The following is a 19,710-nucleotide window of genomic DNA, read 5'->3' on the forward strand; positions in this document are numbered from 1 at the left end:
ACCTCCTAATTTTCGCGAAAAACTGTGCTAGAAATAGGATATTATCATTTGTAATTTAAAATTATGAACAATCGACAGTTATTTTTATCTCATTTGGCTCAAACCACTGATTTTCCTCTGTTGATAGAAATAGAGAAAGCAGAAGGGGTATTTCTTTATGGTCCAAAAGGTGAAAAATACATGGATCTTATTGCCGGAATTGGGGTGTCCAACATTGGCCATCGCCATCCAAAAGTATTGGCTGCAATCCATGATCAATTGGATAAATACCTTCATTTAATGGTCTACGGAGAATATGTCCAACAGCCTCAAACACTTTTAGCACAAGCATTGGTCAATACGCTTCCTCCAGAACTGGACAATGTATACCTGGTCAATAGTGGTAGTGAAGCGATCGAAGGTGCTTTAAAACTAGCGAAAAGATATAACAACCGAAGGGAAATCATCTCTTGTACAGACGCTTACCATGGTTCTTCACACGGGGCATTATCAATCGGTGGAAATGAAGTTTTTAAGCGGGCATACAGACCTTTGCTCCCCGGTATTAGAAATATAGCATATGGAGTCGAAGATCAACTAAGCTTTATTACTACTGAAACGGCTGCCATAATTCTAGAAACGGTACAAGGTGAAGCAGGAATAAGAGTAGCTGACAAGAATTATTTCAGGGCCTTGCGTGAAAAATGTAACCAGACTGGTACACTACTGATATTAGATGAAGTCCAGGCTGGTTTTGGTAGGACAGGAAAATTTTGGGCTTTTGAACATTTTGGTATCCAACCAGATATCTTGGTCTGTGCCAAAGGTATGGGAGGAGGAATGCCGATTGGGGCTTTCATTTCCTCTAAAAAAATCATGGATGTCTTTAAAGAAAACCCACTTCTAGGTCATATAACTACCTTTGGAGGACACCCAGTGAGTGCCGCGGCATCTTTGGCTACCATTAAAGCGATTATAGAAGAAAACTTGGTGGAACAAGTTGAGGAGAAAGCGGAATTGTTTAAAAGCTTGTTGAAGCATCCCAAAATCAAGGAAATTAGAAACAAAGGACTGATGATGGCAGTTGCTTTCGACTCTTTTGATGTATTAAAACCGATAATAGACCGTTGTATAGATGGTGGGGTGATTACAGATTGGTTTTTATACTGCGACAACGCCATGCGCATAGCACCTCCACTTACTATCAGTAATGAAGAGATAAGATTGGCCTGTAAATGCATTTTACAAGCCATCGATGAAGAATAATCTTCATTTAATATAAATTAGAATTAGAGTTACCTGAATAGTGAATTTTCATAAAGGCAGATTTTATGGATCACTAATGTTTGCATTGAAATCCCGACTGGAAAAGGGAGATGCAAATTGTACTGAGAACAAATAGACAAAGCTTTGAAATTTTGTCTATTTTGCAGAGAAATTGATTATACAAGAATAGATTAATTAAAAAATTAACCAATTGCATTATGATGATTCGCTATTTTTTATTCACCTTATTTTTATCCCTAAGCTTAAATTTATCGGCTCAGGAACAACCTGCTACTGCCTCTGATGGCGTTGAAAATGGTACAATTGAACAACAATTTGACTATTTAAAAAAGGTATCAACAAACTACCAGGAATATAAAGTCATCAAATTCCGTTCCCTTGAAAAACTCCAATCCAACATATTGGATTCTATTAAAGGGTACCAATCCACAATTCAGGAATTAAAAACGACACTACAGGAAAACAAAACGCAAATTGCCGATTTGAATCAGCGGCTTACAACTACAAAAGCAGATTTTGATAGAGCTGTTGAGGAAAAAGATAGTTTTAGCATTTTTGGAATGTTATTGCACAAGAATTTTTATAACAACCTGGTTTGGGGAATAATCATACTCTTAATTATAATTCTGGTTATTTCTTATTTCAGATTTAAGAGAAGTCATCAAATAACAGCTGAAACACAGCAAAGCCTTGAGGACCTTCGTGAGGAATTTGAATTGCACAGGAGAAATACCCTGGAAAGAGAACGAAAACTTAATCGCCAATTGGTTGATGCCTTAAATAATAAAGATTCATGAAAACCATTGCCATAGACATGGACGGTGTACTGGCAGATGTGTATCAGCAACTTATTGATATGCATTACAGCGAAAGTGGCATTACGCTAAAAAGCAGTGACATGGTAGGGATGACAGAAGCAGAAGCCTTTCCGCATCTTTTAAAACATGTGCACACCAAAGGTTTTTTTTGAAACAGTGCCACTCATCCCCGGTGGACAGGAGGTTGTAGCGGAACTATCAAAGCAGTATAAAATTTTCATCGTTTCTGCTGCCACAGAGTTCCCACTAAGCCTGACAGAAAAGCATAATTGGCTTAATAAACATTTCCCATTTATCAGCTGGCAACAAATGGTGTTTTGTGGCTCAAAAGAAATAATCAAGACGGACATAATGATCGATGATCATTTTAAAAATCTTGATGTATTTGATGGGAAGACCTTTCTTTTTACTCAGCCCCACAATGAAAAATCCAGCCCGGGAAAACATGAAAGGGTAAACAATTGGAACGAGATTAAAAAGATCCTATTGGGTTAAATACATACTCCTTTCGGGCATCACAATTATCATTCTCAAAGCAATATCCTCCATTCTAGCACATAAAAAACCACCTCATAAACCATAAAGAATGATTTATGAGGTGGTTTCAGTAAGCCAAGTAAAAAAAATTCCATCCTTATAAAAACCAGAACAGGATTTTTTTGGATGGAATTTAACAATTTTGTAATGCCTTTCGGCAAATGTCGACTCATGCAAAGACGTGTAAGCGCAATGGCTATCACGGGTCTTAGCAAAAGGAATTTATATAAAACGGTATAAGGTTTAAACGGCTAATTTCACATCAATAGCACTCAAACCTTTAGGAGTTTTTTCAGTTTCAAAGGTTACTTGATCATTCTCTCTGACGTCGTCAACCAATCCTTTTACATGGACAAATATACTGTCCTGAGATTCTAAATCTTTAATAAACCCGTAGCCTTTGGATTCATTGAAAAAAGTAACTTTACCTTTTCTTCTGAGATCTTCAGGATCTATAGGTGCTTGCTTAGACACACTTACTTCAATGTCTTCAAGCTCAATTTTTTTCTTCTTAACTGTAGGATCAGGGGGCGTTGAAGTGATATTTCCATCTTCGTCTACATAGGCAATCATATCATCCAGATCTCCTCCTTTATTGGAATTGGATTTCCTTACCTCTTTTTTTTCTTCCTTCTCTTTCTTCTTCCTTAATCTTTTTTTCTCTTTTTCTTTTTATTAAAAGTTTCTTTCGATTTTGCCATAAATTATTTTTGTTCTTACGTTAGTTTCATCCAGATATTAACCCGATCTTCCAGTAAATGCTTCCCAAATAATTGAAATGTTATTCATCAGGAAGAGCAAGAGTTCTGGAAAAAACCCATTTCAATCCAGTACAATCTTCAAGATAATTGGGTATTATTTCTCCGAGTAGGCACAAATTTGGCCAAAATAATGGATTTTTCCTATTTCAACCCATTAATATATTTTTTAAATCGTCTGCTAATCGCCTATTAACCTAATTTAACCCTTATCTACAATTGTCTTTTGTAAATTGTTAAGAAATCATAAAAATTCAGAAGCGTTAAAGCAGGAGGTTTGTGAAAGTTATCCCGGTGATTTTTTAGGTATTTTCACCTTAGAAAAGAAGAATTATTGTATTTTCGGGATTAAAGAATACTTCTAATTTAGAAATAGATTTTCTATTCCTAAATCAGAACTATTACCAATTTTAACCAAAATTATTTATCAATGAAAAAATGTTATCTCTTATTACTTTTCGTTGGACTGGTCTTCAGCCAACTAGCCTTGGGACAATCCCAACAAGGCCAGCTTATCCGAATAATGGTAAGCCCATCTTCTCCAGACATGATTTACCAAAAAGGCGATAACATTTCATTTGATGTAGCGGTATATAAATTTGGGAAGTTAATAGAAGGGGCTGAAATAGAATATGAAATTGGTCCGGAAAAAATGGATCCTGTTTTAACAGGTACCAGCACCCTAAAGAAAGGAACGACCACTATTAAAGGAGGGAAACTAGATGTTCCTGGTTTTGTCAGGTGTCAGGTAACCTATAAAGAAAATGGAGAAACTTATAGAAATACAGGTACTGCTGGGGTGACACCTTTGGATATCCAACCTACCACTACCTTACCGGATGACTTCAAAGCATTCTGGGATGAAGGCAAAGAGGCAATGAAAAAGATTCCTTTAGAACCTGTACTTACGCTTATGCCAGAACGCTCTACACATCATACAAATGTTTACCATGTATCCTTTAAAAACATCAGTGGTGACATTTATGGCATATTAACCAAGCCTAAGAAACCTGGGAAATATCCTGCCATCCTACATGTACCAGGAGCTGGAATCAGACCTTACTCTGGCGCCAACCTTAACCAGGATGTCATTTCTTTACAGATCGGAATTCATGGTATCCCTGTCAACCTTTATGAGTCTTCATTGTATCAGGATTTAGGTGCAGGTGCCTTAAATGGTTATAATAGAATCTTTCTTGATGATAAAGACAAATATTATTACAAGAGGGTATATTTAGGTTGTGTGAGAGCGGTGGACTTTATCTTTGCACAAGAGGAGTTTGATGGTGAAAATATTGGTGTGATGGGCGGAAGCCAGGGAGGTGCCTTATCGATCATTACCGCAGGCTTGGATGAAAGAATCAAATACCTGGTGAGCTATTATCCAGCACTTTCAGACCTTACAGGTTACCTACACGGCCGTGCCGGAGGTTGGCCTCAATTATTCAAAGACGAATGGAGCAATCAACCTAACAAGATTGAAACTTCAAAGTATTATGATGTTGTTAATTTTGCGAGATTTGTAAAAGTTCCAGGGTTTTATTCCTGGGGTTTTAATGACAATGTATGTCCTCCAACTTCCATGTATTCTGCCTACAATGTAGTGCCTGGTAAAAAGGAGTTGTCTCTTTACCACGATGCCGCACATTGGCGTTATTCAGAACAAAGTGCTGAAGGACACGATTGGTTAATCCAAAAAATAGGTGTTAGATAATTTTTAACAGAAAGTATTAAAAGTATAATGTGCCTGAAAACATTGAGTTTTCAGGCACATTTTTTTTATTCATTGTAATCCTATTTTCCTTTTCCAAAAAACAGCTTAATCATGTAGCAGAAGGCTATTTCAAAAGGGTTAAGCCTACTTATCAGTCGCTGGCCAGGAGGTCTCAATACCTTGTGACCTAACAAAGGACTGAAATTCTTTTAGCAAATCGCTATCCTCCCTTACTGTCTTGGGACTAACTTTCTTTGTTATCGCAAAAGGAACCAGCATCCCTACCGCTTCTCCAATACTCCATTCAACTGGATGTAAACGGTAGCAACCATTCGTAATATGAGTTGTCCCAATATTTTTATTTGCAGGCAATAGGTTTTCCGTTTCCTGAGGGATCAATGCCCCTAAAGGTATCTGAAATGGCAGGGAACCAAAATCTATATAATTGTCTCCACCGCAACTTGGATGTAAATCAATATGATAATAACCAATCCCCACACTATCATAAAAATCTGCTGCTTTTAAAGCCTTTCCTTCAAGTCCTGAAACCTGGGCACGTTGGGCAGCTCCCACATGCTCTTCTTTTACTGTAAACAGGGCCTTTATTCTCCTGGCCTCTCTCACATAAGGATATTTTGCCAAGCCATCTTCCGTACCCATTAAGTCATTTCTCAACCTAAGTCCTGGCCAACCCTTACCCCCATCCGGCCTGGGGGCTTCTGTTTGCAACCAATAAAGTAAAGACAAGCTTTGTTGCTTGCCGGCATCCAGGTGTTTTTTAAATTCATCCTCACTTACATCTACTATATTTCCAGACACATAATCATTTTGTGGCCAATTTACCAAGGTGGCATCTCCCTGATAAAACCCCGGCTGATGGTTTGCTTGAGAGATAATCTTTCGATAAACCATCAAGTTCAAACTATTTCCTGTCTTTATTCCCTCAGGGTGAAATCCAAGTTCCTTGGGTTTTAGGTCTTTCGGACTGCTGTAGTTAAGTTCAAGCATTTTTCCGGCCCAGGGAGGATTCATCTCAGGAGTGAAATTTTTCCAATAATCATAGTCTGAGGGTTTAGGAATTGTCCAGTCCTCCCCTTTCACATAATCAATTGCAAAACAAACCGTAAATGCCTGGTTATTATCTGGCCTGTGAGTTACTCCAGCATGAAATTCTCCAGTGTCCCCTTTGGCTTCACTACCAGTAATGTAAGCTGTACCAGTCAAAGGTAGCAAGTCTCCCAACTCTGTGGCATCCACAAAATACTCCCCTTCCAAAAGGACATTTTTATTTGTAAGCAAGTTTTTAGCAGTCAATGCCTGCACTCTTTTACCCGCTACTTTTGCCGTTGCTACCTTGTGATGCTTCAAAAGAATTAGCTTGCGAGAACTTTCATATGCTGCAAACATTTCCTCCAAAACCTTATGTCCCACCTTTGGCTCAAAACAAAGTCTTGAAACGGATCCTCCACCTGGGTTAAGTAATTTATTTGATGCTGCTTCAGGTGTTAAAGGATAAAATCTTTTGTAATAATCCCTGATTTTCTCTCTGAAAATCCTATACAATTCAGGTGCACCATGTGACTCAATCCATTGGTGTTCATCCGGCGGCACACCTTGTTGGGAAAGTTGGCCACCTAACCAATCTGTTTCTTCTGTCATCACTACAGTCAAACCATTTCTTAGTGCTGCAAAAGCAGCGGCGCAGCCTCCTAGTCCAGCTCCGGCTACAATCAAATCAGCCTGTAAAACTTTTCCACTTTCGTTTACGGACACCCTTTTCCTACTTTGACTAGCATGTACCGGTAAACCTGTAAGTGTGGCTGAAGCAATGGTTCCTCCACCCAACACCACCTTACCCATAAAGTTTCTTCTATTCATCTTATCTATATTTAATAGGCTTAAAATTGAATATTACGTTATTTGATTTTCTCTAAATTTTTCCAGACCTGATACAATCCTCTGGGTACATGAAAACAGCCTTTCCACTTTCCACCTTTTAATGGCAATTGCACCTTTCCATATCTGTCCAGGTAGCCAAACCACTCTGGGGAATCGGGATCTTTAAAATGTTTCCAGGTATAGTCATGTACTTTATTAAACCATTGAAGACACTCATTATTGCCTGTGATGGCATATGCCTTGGATAAAAACACCAATGTTTCCAAATGAACCCACCATAATTTCTGGTTCCATTCTAATTTTTCAGATGGGTGGCCAGAAATATCCAGAAAATAATATATGCCTCCATATTCCTTATCCCAGCCATATTCAAGTGTTCTCAAACCAGTAGCAATGGCTTTCTTGCACAAGTCCTCATCCTTGTATTTTTGGCTTAAGTCAAGCATAAACCACATCGCTTCAATGGCGTGCCCCGGACTTGTTAATCTACCTTCATAAGAATCAGAAAAGCTTCCATCTACATTCACATTCTCCAGTATCAATCCTGTTTCTTCCTGAAGAAAAACCTCCATTACCTCGTGGATTACACCAGGAACCAATGACTTGACCTTATCCTCATCTAGCAAAGACTCCATTTCCAGTGTTAAATTGCTCAAAATCATGGGCAAGGCAAAGCTTTTTAAATTCCTTGTACCTGGAAAGGTTTTGTTGTAAATCCCTTTTGGATTGTCCTTTCGTTCCAAGATATTTTCAAAAGTCTTCAAGGCTATTTCTGCGTATTCCTCACAGGGTGCCACTTTGTTCAATGCTGCAAAAGCCATTGCCGCAAAGCAATCAGAAAATATATTATAAGGTTGAACCAAAGGATTCCCCTTTTGATCTAAAGAAAATAAAAGGCTCCATTTTTATCCCTACCATGTTTAATTAGAAAGTCAGCGCCATTCTTGGCCAAATCAAGCCATTCTGTATTGGGCTTCACCTGATCGTACAACATGGCAAACATCCATACCTGTCTGGCTTGCAACCAGACGAATTTGTCAGTGTCATACACCTTACCAAACTGATCCAGACAAGTAAAATAACCTCCATTTACCTTATCTGGGCTGTTTTTCTCCCAAAACGGAATCACATTGTTTAGTAATTCCTCTTTGTATAAATTTAAATATTGCTTCATTGCTAATTATTTATTTTTTATCCCTTTACCAAACCAGTAATTTTCTATCTCCTCCAAACTTCTACCAGCTGTCTCGGGTATTTTTTTCCAGATAATATACATGTAGGGAAAGCACATCAATGCAAAAAACAGAAAAGTACCTGAAGGCCCCAAATTCTCCAAAAACCAAGGGGTCAATTGGCCTACCAGATAGGTACCTAACCACAATGAGAAACCGGCAATTGACATGGCTAATCCTCTTATTTTATTTGGATACATCTCGGAAAGCAAAACAAAAATTACCGCAGAGATAGATATGGCTGTGAAGAAAATATAGGCAAGAAATAGAATCAATAAGAATAAGGAAGGCAAACCATACATTTCGCTTCCATAAAAATAAAAGCTAATCAAAAGTAAAGAAATCACCATTCCAGATACACCGAAGTACACGAGTTTTTTCCTACCTACCCGATCTATAATAAACAAGGCCAGAATGGTTGTTAAAACATTGACTACACCCACCATCACCTGATAATAAAGTGCATCTCCCCCACTCAATCCAGATTGTTCAAAAATACTTGGCCCATAATACAGCACAGCATTGACACCCATAAATTGACCTAGAATTGCTATGGCCATCCCTAACAGAACCGGCTTTAGAACTAAGGGATTTTTTAATAGCCCCCAACTACTTTCTGTGGTCTGATCTGCTTGTTTCAAAACCTCTTCTACTTTTTGTTTACCAGTAACAGCAGAGGTGTAAAGCTTCGTGAAGACATGTTCAGCTTTGGCAATTTGATTGTTTATGACAAGCCACCGGGGGCTTTCAGGTATAAACAATAGCACGATGAAAAACAAAAACGCAGGAACGATTTCCATTCCCAACATTGCCCTCCAGACTTCTTCGTGAAAGACCTGAGACAATAAAGGGCTATCCTTGAAAAGTTGGGTTTCAGCAATACTCAACAATTGAAAGTTCATTAAAAAGGCACCTAAAAACCCAATAGTAATGGCCAACTGATACAAAGAAACCAGACTTCCCCTAATGGCTGAAGGGGCAACCTCTGAAATATACATTGGCGAAACAATCGATACCATCCCTATACCCGCTCCACCTATAATTCTATAAAGGATCAATTCATTATAACTACTGGCAATGGCACAGCCTATAGCGGAAATAGAAAATAAAACAGCTGAAAGGAGCATGACTTTTTTTCTTCCGTATTTATCTGAAAGTCCACCAGCAAAGCTTACCCCGATTATCGACCCTAATAATGCACAACCTACATACCAGCCTTGAGCGATCACCGACAGCTCAAATTGTTGACTCACTTGACTAATTGTTCCTGAAATAACAGCAGTATCATACCCAAATAAAAACCCTCCAATGGCTGCCACAAGAGATAAGAATAGTATATAGAGGTAAGAAGGGTTTATCTTCATAGAAGGCTCATTTTTAAGGTTAAAAGGAATAAAATTTATAAGGCCACTTGATGGCTAAAATACTGTTACTTAAAATAGTTGATTATACTTGAAATATGCAATAAGCACCCTTAAGCAGGATCTGAATTTAATCGTTTAATATTTCAGATAAATTCCATTCAAGCTTGGTATCGTAGAATATTTGCCCATTTAAAATACTCAATGGAGAATCAATATTGTTATGGTACAGTTGTCCTGTCCCCAAGCCCTGAGGCATTTCAGCCTTCAATGAGGAGGTAAGTTGGGCAATTGCATTTAGTCCAATATTACTTTCTAATGCTGAGGTCATCCACCAGCCAGTATTTGTTTGCTGGGCGAGGGCTACCCACTCTCTGGTAGGTATAATTCCACCTAGCAAAGTTGGTTTTAAAATAAGAAATTGAGGCCTTATCGATTCCAGGAGTTGAAGCTTATTTTCCCGACCATATATCCCTATCAATTCTTCATCCAAGGCAATTGGAATAGGTGATTGCTTACATAGTTCCCTCATTTCAGCTATCAATCCCGGTTGAATAGGTTGCTCTATACTATGGATTTCAAATTTGGCTAACCTTTCTAGTTTGCCTAGGGCATCTTGAGGAGCAAATGCGCCGTTTGCATCCACCCTGATTGAAATTTTATCCTTAGGAAAACGAGACCTTATTTTTTCCAGAAGCTCACATTCCTGGTCGAAATCAATGGCTCCTATTTTCATTTTTATGCAGTCGTAGCCTTGTTCGATCTTTTGGTCAATTTGCCTTTCCATAAAATCTTTCTCCCCCATCCAAACCAAACCATTTATGGGAAGAGGGGAACCTGAAGCATAAAAGCCATTGTCCAAAATCTTTCGTTGGCCTCCATTGATCAGGTCTAATAAAGCTGTTTCAAGACCAAATTGAACACTCGGGAATTCATGAAGCATCATGTTGTCAATCTGATTGAGCAACACTTCCTGACTAGCATGGAATTCCATTTCCTCCACTAAATTCAAAATCTTAATCGCTTGCTCCAGAAAGTTAGGCACATCATCCTTACTGAGTCCTTTTAATGGACCAGCTTCTCCTATTCCAATTATCCCTGGATATTGATCCGAAGTGACTTGAATAAAGTACGTTATTTTCTCTTTAAGTACTCCTCTGCTGGTTCCAGCCTCAAACTTAAAATTTAAAGGATAGGCTTTTATTGAGCATTTAACTTTAAACAATTGGGTCATTTTTATTTTTCGTTATACTCAAATATGACCATTTTCTTCCAATTCATAAAAGCTGGGGCGACCTGAATACCCCTAAATGTTCCATATATTATTCAAATGGTCAATGTCTCCATAGAAACATGGCATAATATCCCGCAATTGGATGTAAAGGGCTATATTTGCATCGGATTTGTAAAAAATGTTCAATATCGAGAATTATTAAAAATATGCGCATTGAAAGTGCTCCAAAGCTTCAGGATTATTACTACGAATTACCAGAAGAATTCATCGCCAAATACCCCCTTGAACAAAGAGATAAGTCCAAACTATTGTATTATGAAAATGGCACTATTCGTCATGAGAAATTTTCGGGCATTGCAGGTTTAATACCTGAAAATAGCCAGCTTGTTTTCAACAATACAAAAGTAATTCCAGCCAGGCTTCACTTTCAAAAAGCTACTGGAGCAAGAATTGAAATCTTTTTATTAAACCCAATTCTCCCATCTTCGCTTATTCAGCAAAGCATGGAAAGTACTGGTCCTGTAACATGGAAATGCATGATCGGGAACCTTAAAAGATGGAAAGAAAATGAACTGCTTACCAGCCAAATCGAAATCGATTCAATTACCTATAATTTAGAAGCCAAACTTATCGATAGGGAAAATAGAGCCGTTGAATTGAACTGGAATCCCAAGGACAAATCCTTTGCCTCAATAGTGGAAGCTAGCGGAGAAGTCCCACTACCGCCCTACCTAAACAGAGCCGCAGAGGAAGGGGATAAATTGCGTTATCAAACAGTCTACTCTGACAAAGAAGGTGCCGTAGCGGCACCAACAGCAGGCCTCCATTTTACCGATAAAACCCTCACTGTTTTAACATCTAAGGGGATTTCTCTAGAATACCTAACATTGCATACAGGGGCAGGAACTTTTCAGCCCATTAAACATGACAATGTTATTGAACATCCTATGCACAGTGAACAAATGGTGTTCTCAAAACAAAATATCCAAAATTTAATCGCTGCTAAAGGAAATATTATTGCCGTGGGAACAACTTCAATGCGCTCCTTAGAAAGCCTTTATTGGTTTGGTGTTAACTTATTGCTTGGGAAATCGGATAAGTTTCACATAGAGAAATTAGATCCTTACCATGAATATTCCAGCCTTCCCGATAAAAATGAAAGCCTAAAAGCTATTCTGGATTGGATGGAAAAAAATGAATTGGTTCAACTGATCGGAACCACGGAGATATTTATTTTCCCCGGCTATCAATTTAAATTGTGCAACGGTCTTGTAACCAATTTTCATCAGCCAGGCTCAACACTAATTCTATTGGTGGCAGCTTTTACGCATGGGAATTGGAAGGAAATCTATCAGGAAGCAATAACCAATAAATACAGATTCTTAAGCTATGGAGACAGCAGCTTATTATGGAACAACAAACTGAAATAACCCTATAGGTGGGTGTAAAATCTTCAATTTAATCGAACGTATCCCATGTCATCTATAAGAATAAATATTTTTATTGCCCTCCTATTAGCATTTGTTAATAGCACGTTTGCACAGGTTGACACTGTAAAGCACTATAGCAAAAGCTTGAATAGAGAAGTGAGCTATGCCATCACTTTTCCGGACTCCTATTATAAAACCAATGCGGATTATCCGGTAGTATACCTACTTCATGGTGCCGGTGGGAATTATAGCAATTGGCATAAAAGTGTTAAAAAACCTTCCCTTCTACCTGACTTGGCCAACACCTATGAAATGGTGATCGTGACTCCGGAAGTGGCTCCATATAGCTATTATTATGACAGCCCAATAATGGACTCGGTCCGCTACGAGTCCTATATTACCATGGACCTTATAAAAGAAATTGACGAGAAATACAGAACCATTGCGAGCAAGGGTGGACGGGCTATTACAGGATTATCGATGGGTGGTCATGGAGCCATTACACTTAGTGCAAAACATCCCGATTTATTTTTTGCTGCAGGCAGCATGAGCGGTGTTATGAATATTGACACCAGGGGATGGGATATTGATGAAAAAAGGAAAGATTTAAGAAAAAAGCAGCAAAAAGAAATGCTGGGAGAAATCAACTACGATGCACCTTTCAGTCCTTATACTGCTGTAGGCTTCATCGAAAAAATGAAAGAGAATGATGTCAAAATGATCATTGATTGTGGTACAGAAGACTTCTTATTGGGGACTAACCGACAGATGCATCAGCTCCTTCTTGAAGCTGGGGTTGCACATGATTATATTGAAAGGCCAGGTGCACATAACTGGGGATATTGGACCAATTCACTTCCTTACCACTTTCTATTTTTCAATGAGCACTTAAGAAAATAACTTCCTGAGAATTCTCTTTAATAATGAGGTGCGATAGGTTTTAATCACTTTTTTAAACTCTACTCCAAAGGACTTCTTAATCAATGAACAAACTTCAGAGGAATAAAGATTTTGCTCCAATCCCTCATCAATGCTATCAATAAAATCATGCGCTTTACAATTGGACTGGAGTGCATTTGCCATAAAACCTTTGTTAAAATTAAGCCCCAGGCATGCGATTCCTTTAATTGAAAAATCTTCTTTTCTATAGTGCAGTCTAAATGAAATATCACCTACTGGGTGTTCCCAGTAAAAATTTTGGGTATCAATGCCCCATTCGGGGGAAATTTCCCCATAGGTTTGCCAAGAAAGGTCCTTAAAAACATATTGTTTAGAAGAAAAATATTTAGGATTATGATCAATTCTTAGCTTATTCAAGCCATTTAAATAAGAAGAATCCTCCACTTCCTCCTCTGTCGCAATTTTGATTTTATCACCCACTGCATACACATTGGAATAACCCAAAACACAATGCCCTTTATTGGTCTTCAAAATTGCGTCTTTATTGAATTTCTTCAGATTCAATAAAGACGGACATGGCGTTTCATCATCTACAACAACCACCTTTCCGGCCAAAACTTCCTTCCCATTGGTGATTTTCACCCTAATCAGTTGGTTTGTATCTTTGGTAAAAGGTTTTATAATCTTGGTTTCAAAATTTAAATCAATGCCGTTATTTTTAAAATATTTACTCAATAACCAAGTCTCCTCTGTAGGTATTTCGCCTATAGCCAACCTGGAATTCTTACAGACAATTGAAGGTGAAAAACCATAATCCAAATACTTCAATGCCATGGCCATGGTGGCCATTCCATGCCCTTCTATGACTACTTTATTATTATTAAAACACTGATAATCTGAACCATAGGATTTATTGAAAAATGTTGATTTTGCAAAATCATCACCACATTTTAATTTAACATTCAAATCAAATTCACTAACAATCAACAAATAGTCGTAGTAAAACTCTCCGTCGCTATGGTAAAGCACATTCTTTTCCTGATCTATCGAAAGGATCTTGGAGAAATTAAATGTAAATGTGAAATTTTCCATCTGATAATGGGACTCCTCACCAGAAATTGGAGACAACTTTTTATTCTTTATTAGAAACAAAGCCTCAAATAAAAAGGGTGTAGTTCCTGACATATTGAAAATGGTAATATCCAAGTCCTTGAAACGTTCTTGCCAGCCAAGAAGAAAATCAATCCCCGATAAACCTAGCCCAACTACAACAAGTTGTGGTGACTTTTCTTTGCTCTTTTTGAGTACTGAATTTATCAATTTTAATGTCTTAATTAAAAAATAGCTACTATTTAAGATAACATATCAAGCCAACAATCAAGCCAGATTTTAAGCTTTAGGGCTTTCAGTTACGTTATTCCAACCATTCAGCAATAAGTTTCTATAATCTAGCTTTCAATTTGAAATTGAAACTATCCCTGAAAGCAAAGCCTAATATTATATACAGGTACTCCTTTCGAGTCTGTTAGTTCGTAAAGTATACCTCTAAATAAACACTCATTATTTCGCTGTATCCTTATTAAAATAAAAACAACAATTGAATTAACTCCCACATCTGATCGGATCCCGAGAACAAGAAATGTTAGTCTGTTCAGTTACGTAAAAAACCCATAAGGTAGATTTAACTCACTAAATGTTTGGATAAAATTATTCAACTATATTTGTAATACATGTCCTGATAGGCACTCAGAAAGGGTTACCATTTCATGAATCACATCCTCATAAATTGAAGCATCTTATGATTAAATTATTGCTTAGTTCGGGTTTGAGCAGGTTTTTTTCAGTATTACCTATAACACTTGTTTATTCATAAATTAAATGTTATATATTTCAGATAATTTAGTTCACAATTAAAAGCCTTTTAGTTTCTTCTGATATGCTCAAAGTTTTATTTGTAGCAATTGTTTTGACAGCCGCCTTACAAGCGAAGGCTCAAGAGCCTTTTTCAAAACAGTATGCTGATAAGTATAAAGAGGTACTACAGTTTTATCCGGAAATTAACACCGGTACCCATTATATTGAAGAAAACAGATCATTAGAAGGACATCCATTTTATTTGTCTGCTAAAATCGATTTTGGCAGCTTAACCATAGGTGATTTCTACTTTGAGAATGTACCACTTCAATATGATATATGGGAAGACTGGATTATTTCGTTTTCATCTGTTTTTAACCAAAGGATGATTCTAAATCATCAAAAAATTGATAGGTTTAAATTAATTGATGGTTCCACATTTGTTAAAAGAGAGCAACCTGATGGATTTCTATTTCATGCCAATGGTTTTTATCGAGAAATTGTAACAGGAAAAACAGGCTTATATGCAAAACACAGGAAACAAAAAAAACAAGAGTCTTCTACTATAGAGCTTAAAAGAAGCTATGATGAAGTAGTGAGGTATTTTTTCGAATTAGATGGTGAATTGGTCCCTATTCTGGGAAAAAGAAACCTTTTTGAAACCTTGGGGATTTCCAAAAACAAGCCAAACAAGAACTTAAAAGAGCTGGTTTAAGGTATAAGAAAAACAAAGAAGCCTATTTGCAAACTTTGGTAAGTATGTCTAATAATGTCCAACCATGATTAAGAAATTATTACGGCTAAGTAGCTTACTTTTTATAGTGGTCGTGCAGCTATCTGTTGCTCAAACACCGAATCAGGACCGTATTTCAGGGATTTTTGCTGGCCTTTCCTTTAATCAATTTGCCCGAATGATTGAGAGCAAATCTGATTATAAATTATTCTTCAAACCTGCTGATGTAGACACACTAACTATAAACATCAATGCCTACGAAAGTCCAATCGAAGACATTCTTGATGAAGTATTTACTTCCACAGGACTCTTTTATGCTATCGATAATGAAAAGAGGATTTTCATTAGTAAAGGATCAGCTTTAGACATGCGGCTCCCAGCTAACTTCTTTGCAGTGCAAAAAGAAGAAAAAGATTTAAACTTGCTCGCAAACAGTCAACAGGAAACGGAAGATAGAACTTTCGCCAAAAACAGGCTTTGGGAAATAGGAAACCGTAGTGCCTCACCAAGAGAAACAGACGCTATTCTGGAGGGGAAAATAATCAGTGCAGAGTCTGAAGAACCCATAATAGGTGCTTTGATATATACTACAGGACAAAACGCAAAATCCATATCAGACGAATTTGGTAATTATTCAATTACGCTCCCCAAAGGTCGACATACATTGATTTTCCAAAACTTTGGTGCTTATCAGGAACAAAGACAGGTAAATCTTCTAGGTGACGGCCAATTAAATGTGGAAATGGACGATAACATTATTTCGCTTACTGAAGTTACAGTAACCTCAGAAAAATCGGCCAATATTGAGCGCCCTGAAATGGGGCTGGCGTCCATCACTGTCCAATCCTTAAAAAAATTACCTGCGGTATTGGGAGAAGTGGATGTTCTCCGGGCCATATTGACCCTACCTGGGGTAAAAACTGTAGGGGAAGCCAGTGCTGGCTTTAATGTAAGAGGTGGTGCAGCAGACCAAAACTTGATCTTGTTTAATGGGGCTACTATTTATAATCCTACACATCTTTTTGGACTATTTTCTGCCTTTAATCCTGACATGGTTGAAAGTGTAGATTTGTACAAAGCTGGTGTTCCAGTTCAGTTTGGCGGCAGATTATCCTCAGTATTGGACATCAAGAGTAAGTACGGCTCCACAGAAGAAATCAAAGGAGGAGGAGGTATAGGCCTTATGACTAGCCGGCTGTACTTAGAAGGCCCGATCTCTGACAAAACCACTTTTGCTGTGGGGGGAAGAAGCACCTATTCTAACTGGTTATTCGGATTTTTGGATGAAGATTCGGAATTCCGGGATAGCAGGGCATCTTTCCATGATTTGAATCTCAACATGAAGCATCAAATCAACGAAAACAATGAAGTAACCATTTCTACCTATTGGAGTAAGGATTCTTTTCGTTTTGATAAAGACACCGTTTTTAATTACCAAAACCGGAACATAAGTGCAACCTGGACTCACTATTTCAGTGATCGACTTGAAGGTAAATTCCATCTGGGACATGATCAATATACTTTTGACATTCAGAGCCAACAAGATCCTTTAAATGCCTTTACTTTTGGATTTGGAATGGACCAGAGCAGTTGGAAAAATCATTTCACCTATGATTTAAATGACAAACACCAATTGAATTTTGGGATGAATGCTATTTATTACAACCTCAATCCTGGTAAACAAGTACCCCAAGGAAGTGAATCCATCCTCTTAAATGAACGTGTAACGCGTGAAAATGCCCTGGAAACATCCTTTTTTCTAGGAGATGATTATGAATTTAATCCAAAACTAATGTTCAGTTATGGGTTAAGGTATGTGATTTATAATTACCTGGGCCCAAACACAGTCAATGAATACCCTGCAAATTCCATAAAAACAGAGGATACTAAAACAGGTGAAACAACCTATGCATCAGGAGACCTTATAAATACCTATCAAGGTCCGGAAGTTAGATTCTCTGCGCGCTATGCTTTGGATAACTTCACTTCCATAAAGGCTGGATACAACAGCATGAGACAGCACTTACACATGCTCACAAATACTTCGGCCATCGCCCCTACTGATACCTGGAAGTTAAGCGATCCACATTTAGCACCCCAAATGGGACAACAATGGGCCATTGGGTTCTTTAAAAATTACCAATCAAATATAATAGAAACTTCCATAGAAGTTTATTATAGAAAAATGAAGAATTTGGTGGACTTCAGAAGCGGTGCATCTTTAATTTTGAATGACAATATTGAACAAGATGTACTCAATACACAGGGTAAGGCCTATGGTGTTGAGTTGATGGCGAAGAAAACCGAGGGGAAATTAAATGGATGGGTAAGTTATACTTATTCGCGGTCCTTATTAATGACTAATCCTGATGAATTGGGGGAAAAAGTTAACAGAGGTAAATTATACCCAAGTAATTTCGATCAACCTCATGACATCATGCTGGCAGGGAATTTTGAATTCACCAAGCGAATTAATACATCCGTCAATGCCAATTACAGTACTGGAAGACCAATAACCCTTCCAATAGCTAAGTTCTATTACAATGGATCGGAAAGGGTTTTCTATTCTGACCGAAATGACTACCGCATACCAGATTACTTTAGAGTTGATCTCTCTTTCAATATTGAAGGAAATCATAAAGTCAAGAAGCTTGCCCATGCCTCCTGGTCATTAGGTGTATACAATTTACTCGGTAGAGCCAATCCTTATTCTGTGTACTTTTCGCCAGAAAATGGTACAATTCAGGGTTATAAACTATCTATTTTTGCAAGACCTATTCCTTTTATCACCTATAACTTCAAATTTTAATGGATGCTGTAATTAAAAAAATACACCTTCCTGTAATTCTAGGTGCTCTTTTACTTTTCTTTGGTTGTCGAGAACCATTTTCTCCAGAGCTAAATGATCTTAACGAGCAGATTTTGGTGGTGGAAGGGTTTATAGAAGTGGGTGGCAGAACCACCAATATCAAACTTAGTTTGGCTTCCTCACTTTATACAGATACCTCGGATTTCCCAGTGCCTGGAGCAAACATTACCATTTTTGCAGAGAACGGTGAGAGTTGGGAATTGGACACGGATAATTTGGGGGCTTATGCAACCGATGCTTTTCTCCCTGAAAATGAAACATATACCCTTACAATAGATTTAAGTAATGGCCAAAGCTATGTTTCAGATAAAATAAAGCCTATTGAAAGCCCAGACTTTGATATTTCCTTTACCAAAGAGGACGGAGATGTGCAAGTTTACAGTAACACAACTGGAAATGATGAGGCAGAATATTTTTTATGGCAATACGAAGAAACCTGGTTGTACCGGACGCCAAATACCTCATTCTTTAATTATGACAAGGTTACAAAAGAAATGGTTGCCATTCCATTAGATCAATTGACAAACAGATGTTATAATTTTGATCAATCCAGAAGGGTGATTTTAGAGGCTTCTTCTCGATTTGAAAACAATAGAATATTTCAAAAAGAATTGTTAACAATCGACAGTCTTTCTGAAAAACTAGGTATCCGATATCGTATAAAAGCACGGCAGTATGCTATAGATAGAGAAGCATATATTTTCTGGGAGGGTATTAGAAGGAATTCGGATGACATTGGTGATATTTTCAGCCCATTGCCTTCTGCTGTTTCGAGTAATATCCATGCGGTAGCAGATCCAGACGAACCAGTCATTGGCTATATTTCTGCCGGAAAATCCAATGAAAGAATCTTATATATCAATACAAATGAAGTCGTCCCTTGGCGAACATCGATAAATGATTATTTTGGTTGTGTAATCGATACTGCTGCAACTGTAGACTATGAAGAAATCTTTGGTTTGTTGAATTTTACACCTTTGTATGAATTTTGTGAAAATTTACCCTGTGAAGGATTCTTTTATTCAACAGAGGCATGTACAGATTGTAGACTCAGAGGTGGAGTTCTTCAAAAACCTGAATATTGGAAGGATGAGTAAGCAGCTAA

The 19,710-nt window shown here is 37.7% G+C and carries 16 protein-coding genes and 1 pseudogene; 10 read left to right on the top strand and 7 right to left on the bottom strand.

Going from position 1 to position 19,710, the window contains the following annotated elements:
* Positions 1-63 precede the first annotated feature (63 nt).
* From ADICYQ_RS13780 to ADICYQ_RS13790, 4 genes are all read left to right on the top strand, one after another.
* Positions 64-1,245 (top strand): aspartate aminotransferase family protein, encoded by a 1,182-nt coding sequence (locus ADICYQ_RS13780; RefSeq protein ID WP_020890388.1) that lies wholly within the window; start codon positions 64-66, stop codon positions 1,243-1,245.
* Between the two features lie 218 nt (positions 1,246-1,463).
* Entirely contained in the window at positions 1,464-2,063 is a 600-nt protein-coding gene (locus ADICYQ_RS13785; RefSeq protein ID WP_020890389.1) for a hypothetical protein, read from the top strand.
* Positions 2,060-2,236 (top strand): hypothetical protein, encoded by a 177-nt coding sequence (locus ADICYQ_RS28660; protein WP_020890390.1) that lies wholly within the window; start codon positions 2,060-2,062, stop codon positions 2,234-2,236. The genes ADICYQ_RS13785 and ADICYQ_RS28660 overlap by 4 nt, the downstream gene beginning before the upstream one ends.
* Positions 2,211-2,579 (top strand): 5' nucleotidase, NT5C type, encoded by a 369-nt coding sequence (locus tag ADICYQ_RS13790; RefSeq protein WP_020890391.1) that lies wholly within the window; start codon positions 2,211-2,213, stop codon positions 2,577-2,579. Before ADICYQ_RS28660 ends, ADICYQ_RS13790 begins: the two co-directional genes overlap by 26 nt.
* A 285-nt stretch (positions 2,580-2,864) precedes the next feature.
* Here ADICYQ_RS13790 and ADICYQ_RS13800 read toward each other — a convergent pair.
* A pseudogene (locus tag ADICYQ_RS13800) lies at positions 2,865-3,322 on the bottom strand (cold-shock protein).
* 487 nt (positions 3,323-3,809) lie between these two features.
* Here ADICYQ_RS13800 and ADICYQ_RS13805 point away from each other — a divergent pair.
* On the top strand, positions 3,810-5,093 hold the full coding sequence (locus ADICYQ_RS13805) for an acetylxylan esterase (RefSeq protein WP_020890394.1): 1,284 nt from the start codon (positions 3,810-3,812) through the stop codon (positions 5,091-5,093).
* Between the two features lie 144 nt (positions 5,094-5,237).
* Here ADICYQ_RS13805 and ADICYQ_RS13810 read toward each other — a convergent pair whose 3' ends face one another.
* The 5 genes from ADICYQ_RS13810 to ADICYQ_RS13825 all read right to left on the bottom strand — a co-directional run bounded on the left by ADICYQ_RS13810 (position 5,238) and on the right by ADICYQ_RS13825 (position 10,819).
* The gene (locus ADICYQ_RS13810; RefSeq protein WP_020890396.1) at positions 5,238-6,971 is read right to left on the bottom strand and encodes an FAD-dependent oxidoreductase; all 1,734 of its coding nucleotides are present in this window, start codon (positions 6,969-6,971) and stop codon (positions 5,238-5,240) included.
* 38 nt (positions 6,972-7,009) lie between these two features.
* Entirely contained in the window at positions 7,010-7,855 is an 846-nt protein-coding gene (locus ADICYQ_RS13815) for an AGE family epimerase/isomerase (protein ID WP_316929309.1), read from the bottom strand.
* A 17-nt stretch (positions 7,856-7,872) separates the two neighbouring features.
* Entirely contained in the window at positions 7,873-8,166 is a 294-nt protein-coding gene (locus ADICYQ_RS29775; RefSeq protein ID WP_020890398.1) for an AGE family epimerase/isomerase, read from the bottom strand.
* Positions 8,167-8,172: 6 nt separating this feature from the next.
* A complete protein-coding gene (locus tag ADICYQ_RS13820) occupies positions 8,173-9,588 on the bottom strand; it encodes a sugar porter family MFS transporter (RefSeq protein WP_020890399.1) in 1,416 nt (471 codons plus the stop codon).
* A 127-nt stretch (positions 9,589-9,715) separates the two neighbouring features.
* Complete coding sequence (locus ADICYQ_RS13825; RefSeq protein ID WP_020890400.1) at positions 9,716-10,819, bottom strand: o-succinylbenzoate synthase; 1,104 nt, start codon at positions 10,817-10,819, stop codon at positions 9,716-9,718.
* 206 nt (positions 10,820-11,025) lie between these two features.
* Between ADICYQ_RS13825 and ADICYQ_RS13830 the strand changes: the two genes are divergently transcribed.
* Together ADICYQ_RS13830 and ADICYQ_RS13835 are read left to right on the top strand one after the other, a co-directional pair.
* Positions 11,026-12,249, top strand: coding sequence for an S-adenosylmethionine:tRNA ribosyltransferase-isomerase (locus tag ADICYQ_RS13830; protein ID WP_020890401.1), 1,224 nt, complete (start codon positions 11,026-11,028; stop codon positions 12,247-12,249).
* 45 nt (positions 12,250-12,294) lie between these two features.
* Complete coding sequence (locus ADICYQ_RS13835) at positions 12,295-13,149, top strand: alpha/beta hydrolase (protein WP_040416282.1); 855 nt, start codon at positions 12,295-12,297, stop codon at positions 13,147-13,149.
* Here ADICYQ_RS13835 and ADICYQ_RS13840 read toward each other — a convergent pair.
* Complete coding sequence (locus tag ADICYQ_RS13840; protein WP_040416284.1) at positions 13,138-14,469, bottom strand: FAD-dependent oxidoreductase; 1,332 nt, start codon at positions 14,467-14,469, stop codon at positions 13,138-13,140. The two genes, ADICYQ_RS13835 and ADICYQ_RS13840, sit on opposite strands and share 12 nt — an antisense overlap.
* 616 nt (positions 14,470-15,085) lie before the next feature.
* Here ADICYQ_RS13840 and ADICYQ_RS13845 point away from each other — a divergent pair.
* The 3 genes from ADICYQ_RS13845 (at position 15,086) to ADICYQ_RS13855 (ending at position 19,702) form a co-directional block, all read left to right on the top strand.
* On the top strand, positions 15,086-15,718 hold the full coding sequence (locus ADICYQ_RS13845; RefSeq protein WP_020890404.1) for a hypothetical protein: 633 nt from the start codon (positions 15,086-15,088) through the stop codon (positions 15,716-15,718).
* Positions 15,719-15,782: 64 nt separating this feature from the next.
* Positions 15,783-18,545, top strand: a complete 2,763-nt coding sequence (locus ADICYQ_RS13850) for a TonB-dependent receptor (RefSeq protein WP_020890405.1) — start codon at positions 15,783-15,785, stop codon at positions 18,543-18,545.
* Positions 18,545-19,702, top strand: coding sequence for a DUF4249 domain-containing protein (locus ADICYQ_RS13855; RefSeq protein WP_020890406.1), 1,158 nt, complete (start codon positions 18,545-18,547; stop codon positions 19,700-19,702). The genes ADICYQ_RS13850 and ADICYQ_RS13855 overlap by 1 nt, the downstream gene beginning before the upstream one ends.
* Positions 19,703-19,710 lie beyond the last annotated feature (8 nt).

Source organism: Cyclobacterium qasimii M12-11B (genome assembly GCF_000427295.1).
Classification (GTDB): domain Bacteria; phylum Bacteroidota; class Bacteroidia; order Cytophagales; family Cyclobacteriaceae; genus Cyclobacterium; species Cyclobacterium qasimii.

Excerpts from the sequence above, each read along its gene's own strand:
- ADICYQ_RS13780 (WP_020890388.1), top strand. The coding sequence starts at position 64 with ATGAACAATCGACAGTTATTTTTATCTCATTTGGCTCAAACCACTGAT.
- ADICYQ_RS13835 (WP_040416282.1), top strand. The coding sequence starts at position 12,295 with ATGTCATCTATAAGAATAAATATTTTTATTGCCCTCCTATTAGCATTT.
- ADICYQ_RS13785 (WP_020890389.1), top strand. The coding sequence starts at position 1,464 with ATGATGATTCGCTATTTTTTATTCACCTTATTTTTATCCCTAAGCTTA.
- ADICYQ_RS13845 (WP_020890404.1), top strand. The coding sequence starts at position 15,086 with ATGCTCAAAGTTTTATTTGTAGCAATTGTTTTGACAGCCGCCTTACAA.
- ADICYQ_RS13820 (WP_020890399.1), bottom strand. The coding sequence starts at position 9,588 with ATGAAGATAAACCCTTCTTACCTCTATATACTATTCTTATCTCTTGTG.
- ADICYQ_RS13850 (WP_020890405.1), top strand. The coding sequence starts at position 15,783 with ATGATTAAGAAATTATTACGGCTAAGTAGCTTACTTTTTATAGTGGTC.
- ADICYQ_RS13825 (WP_020890400.1), bottom strand. The coding sequence starts at position 10,819 with ATGACCCAATTGTTTAAAGTTAAATGCTCAATAAAAGCCTATCCTTTA.
- ADICYQ_RS13790 (WP_020890391.1), top strand. The coding sequence starts at position 2,211 with ATGTGCACACCAAAGGTTTTTTTTGAAACAGTGCCACTCATCCCCGGT.
- ADICYQ_RS29775 (WP_020890398.1), bottom strand. The coding sequence starts at position 8,166 with ATGAAGCAATATTTAAATTTATACAAAGAGGAATTACTAAACAATGTG.
- ADICYQ_RS28660 (WP_020890390.1), top strand. The coding sequence starts at position 2,060 with ATGAAAACCATTGCCATAGACATGGACGGTGTACTGGCAGATGTGTAT.
- ADICYQ_RS13855 (WP_020890406.1), top strand. The coding sequence starts at position 18,545 with ATGGATGCTGTAATTAAAAAAATACACCTTCCTGTAATTCTAGGTGCT.
- ADICYQ_RS13830 (WP_020890401.1), top strand. The coding sequence starts at position 11,026 with ATGCGCATTGAAAGTGCTCCAAAGCTTCAGGATTATTACTACGAATTA.
- ADICYQ_RS13810 (WP_020890396.1), bottom strand. The coding sequence starts at position 6,971 with ATGAATAGAAGAAACTTTATGGGTAAGGTGGTGTTGGGTGGAGGAACC.
- ADICYQ_RS13805 (WP_020890394.1), top strand. The coding sequence starts at position 3,810 with ATGAAAAAATGTTATCTCTTATTACTTTTCGTTGGACTGGTCTTCAGC.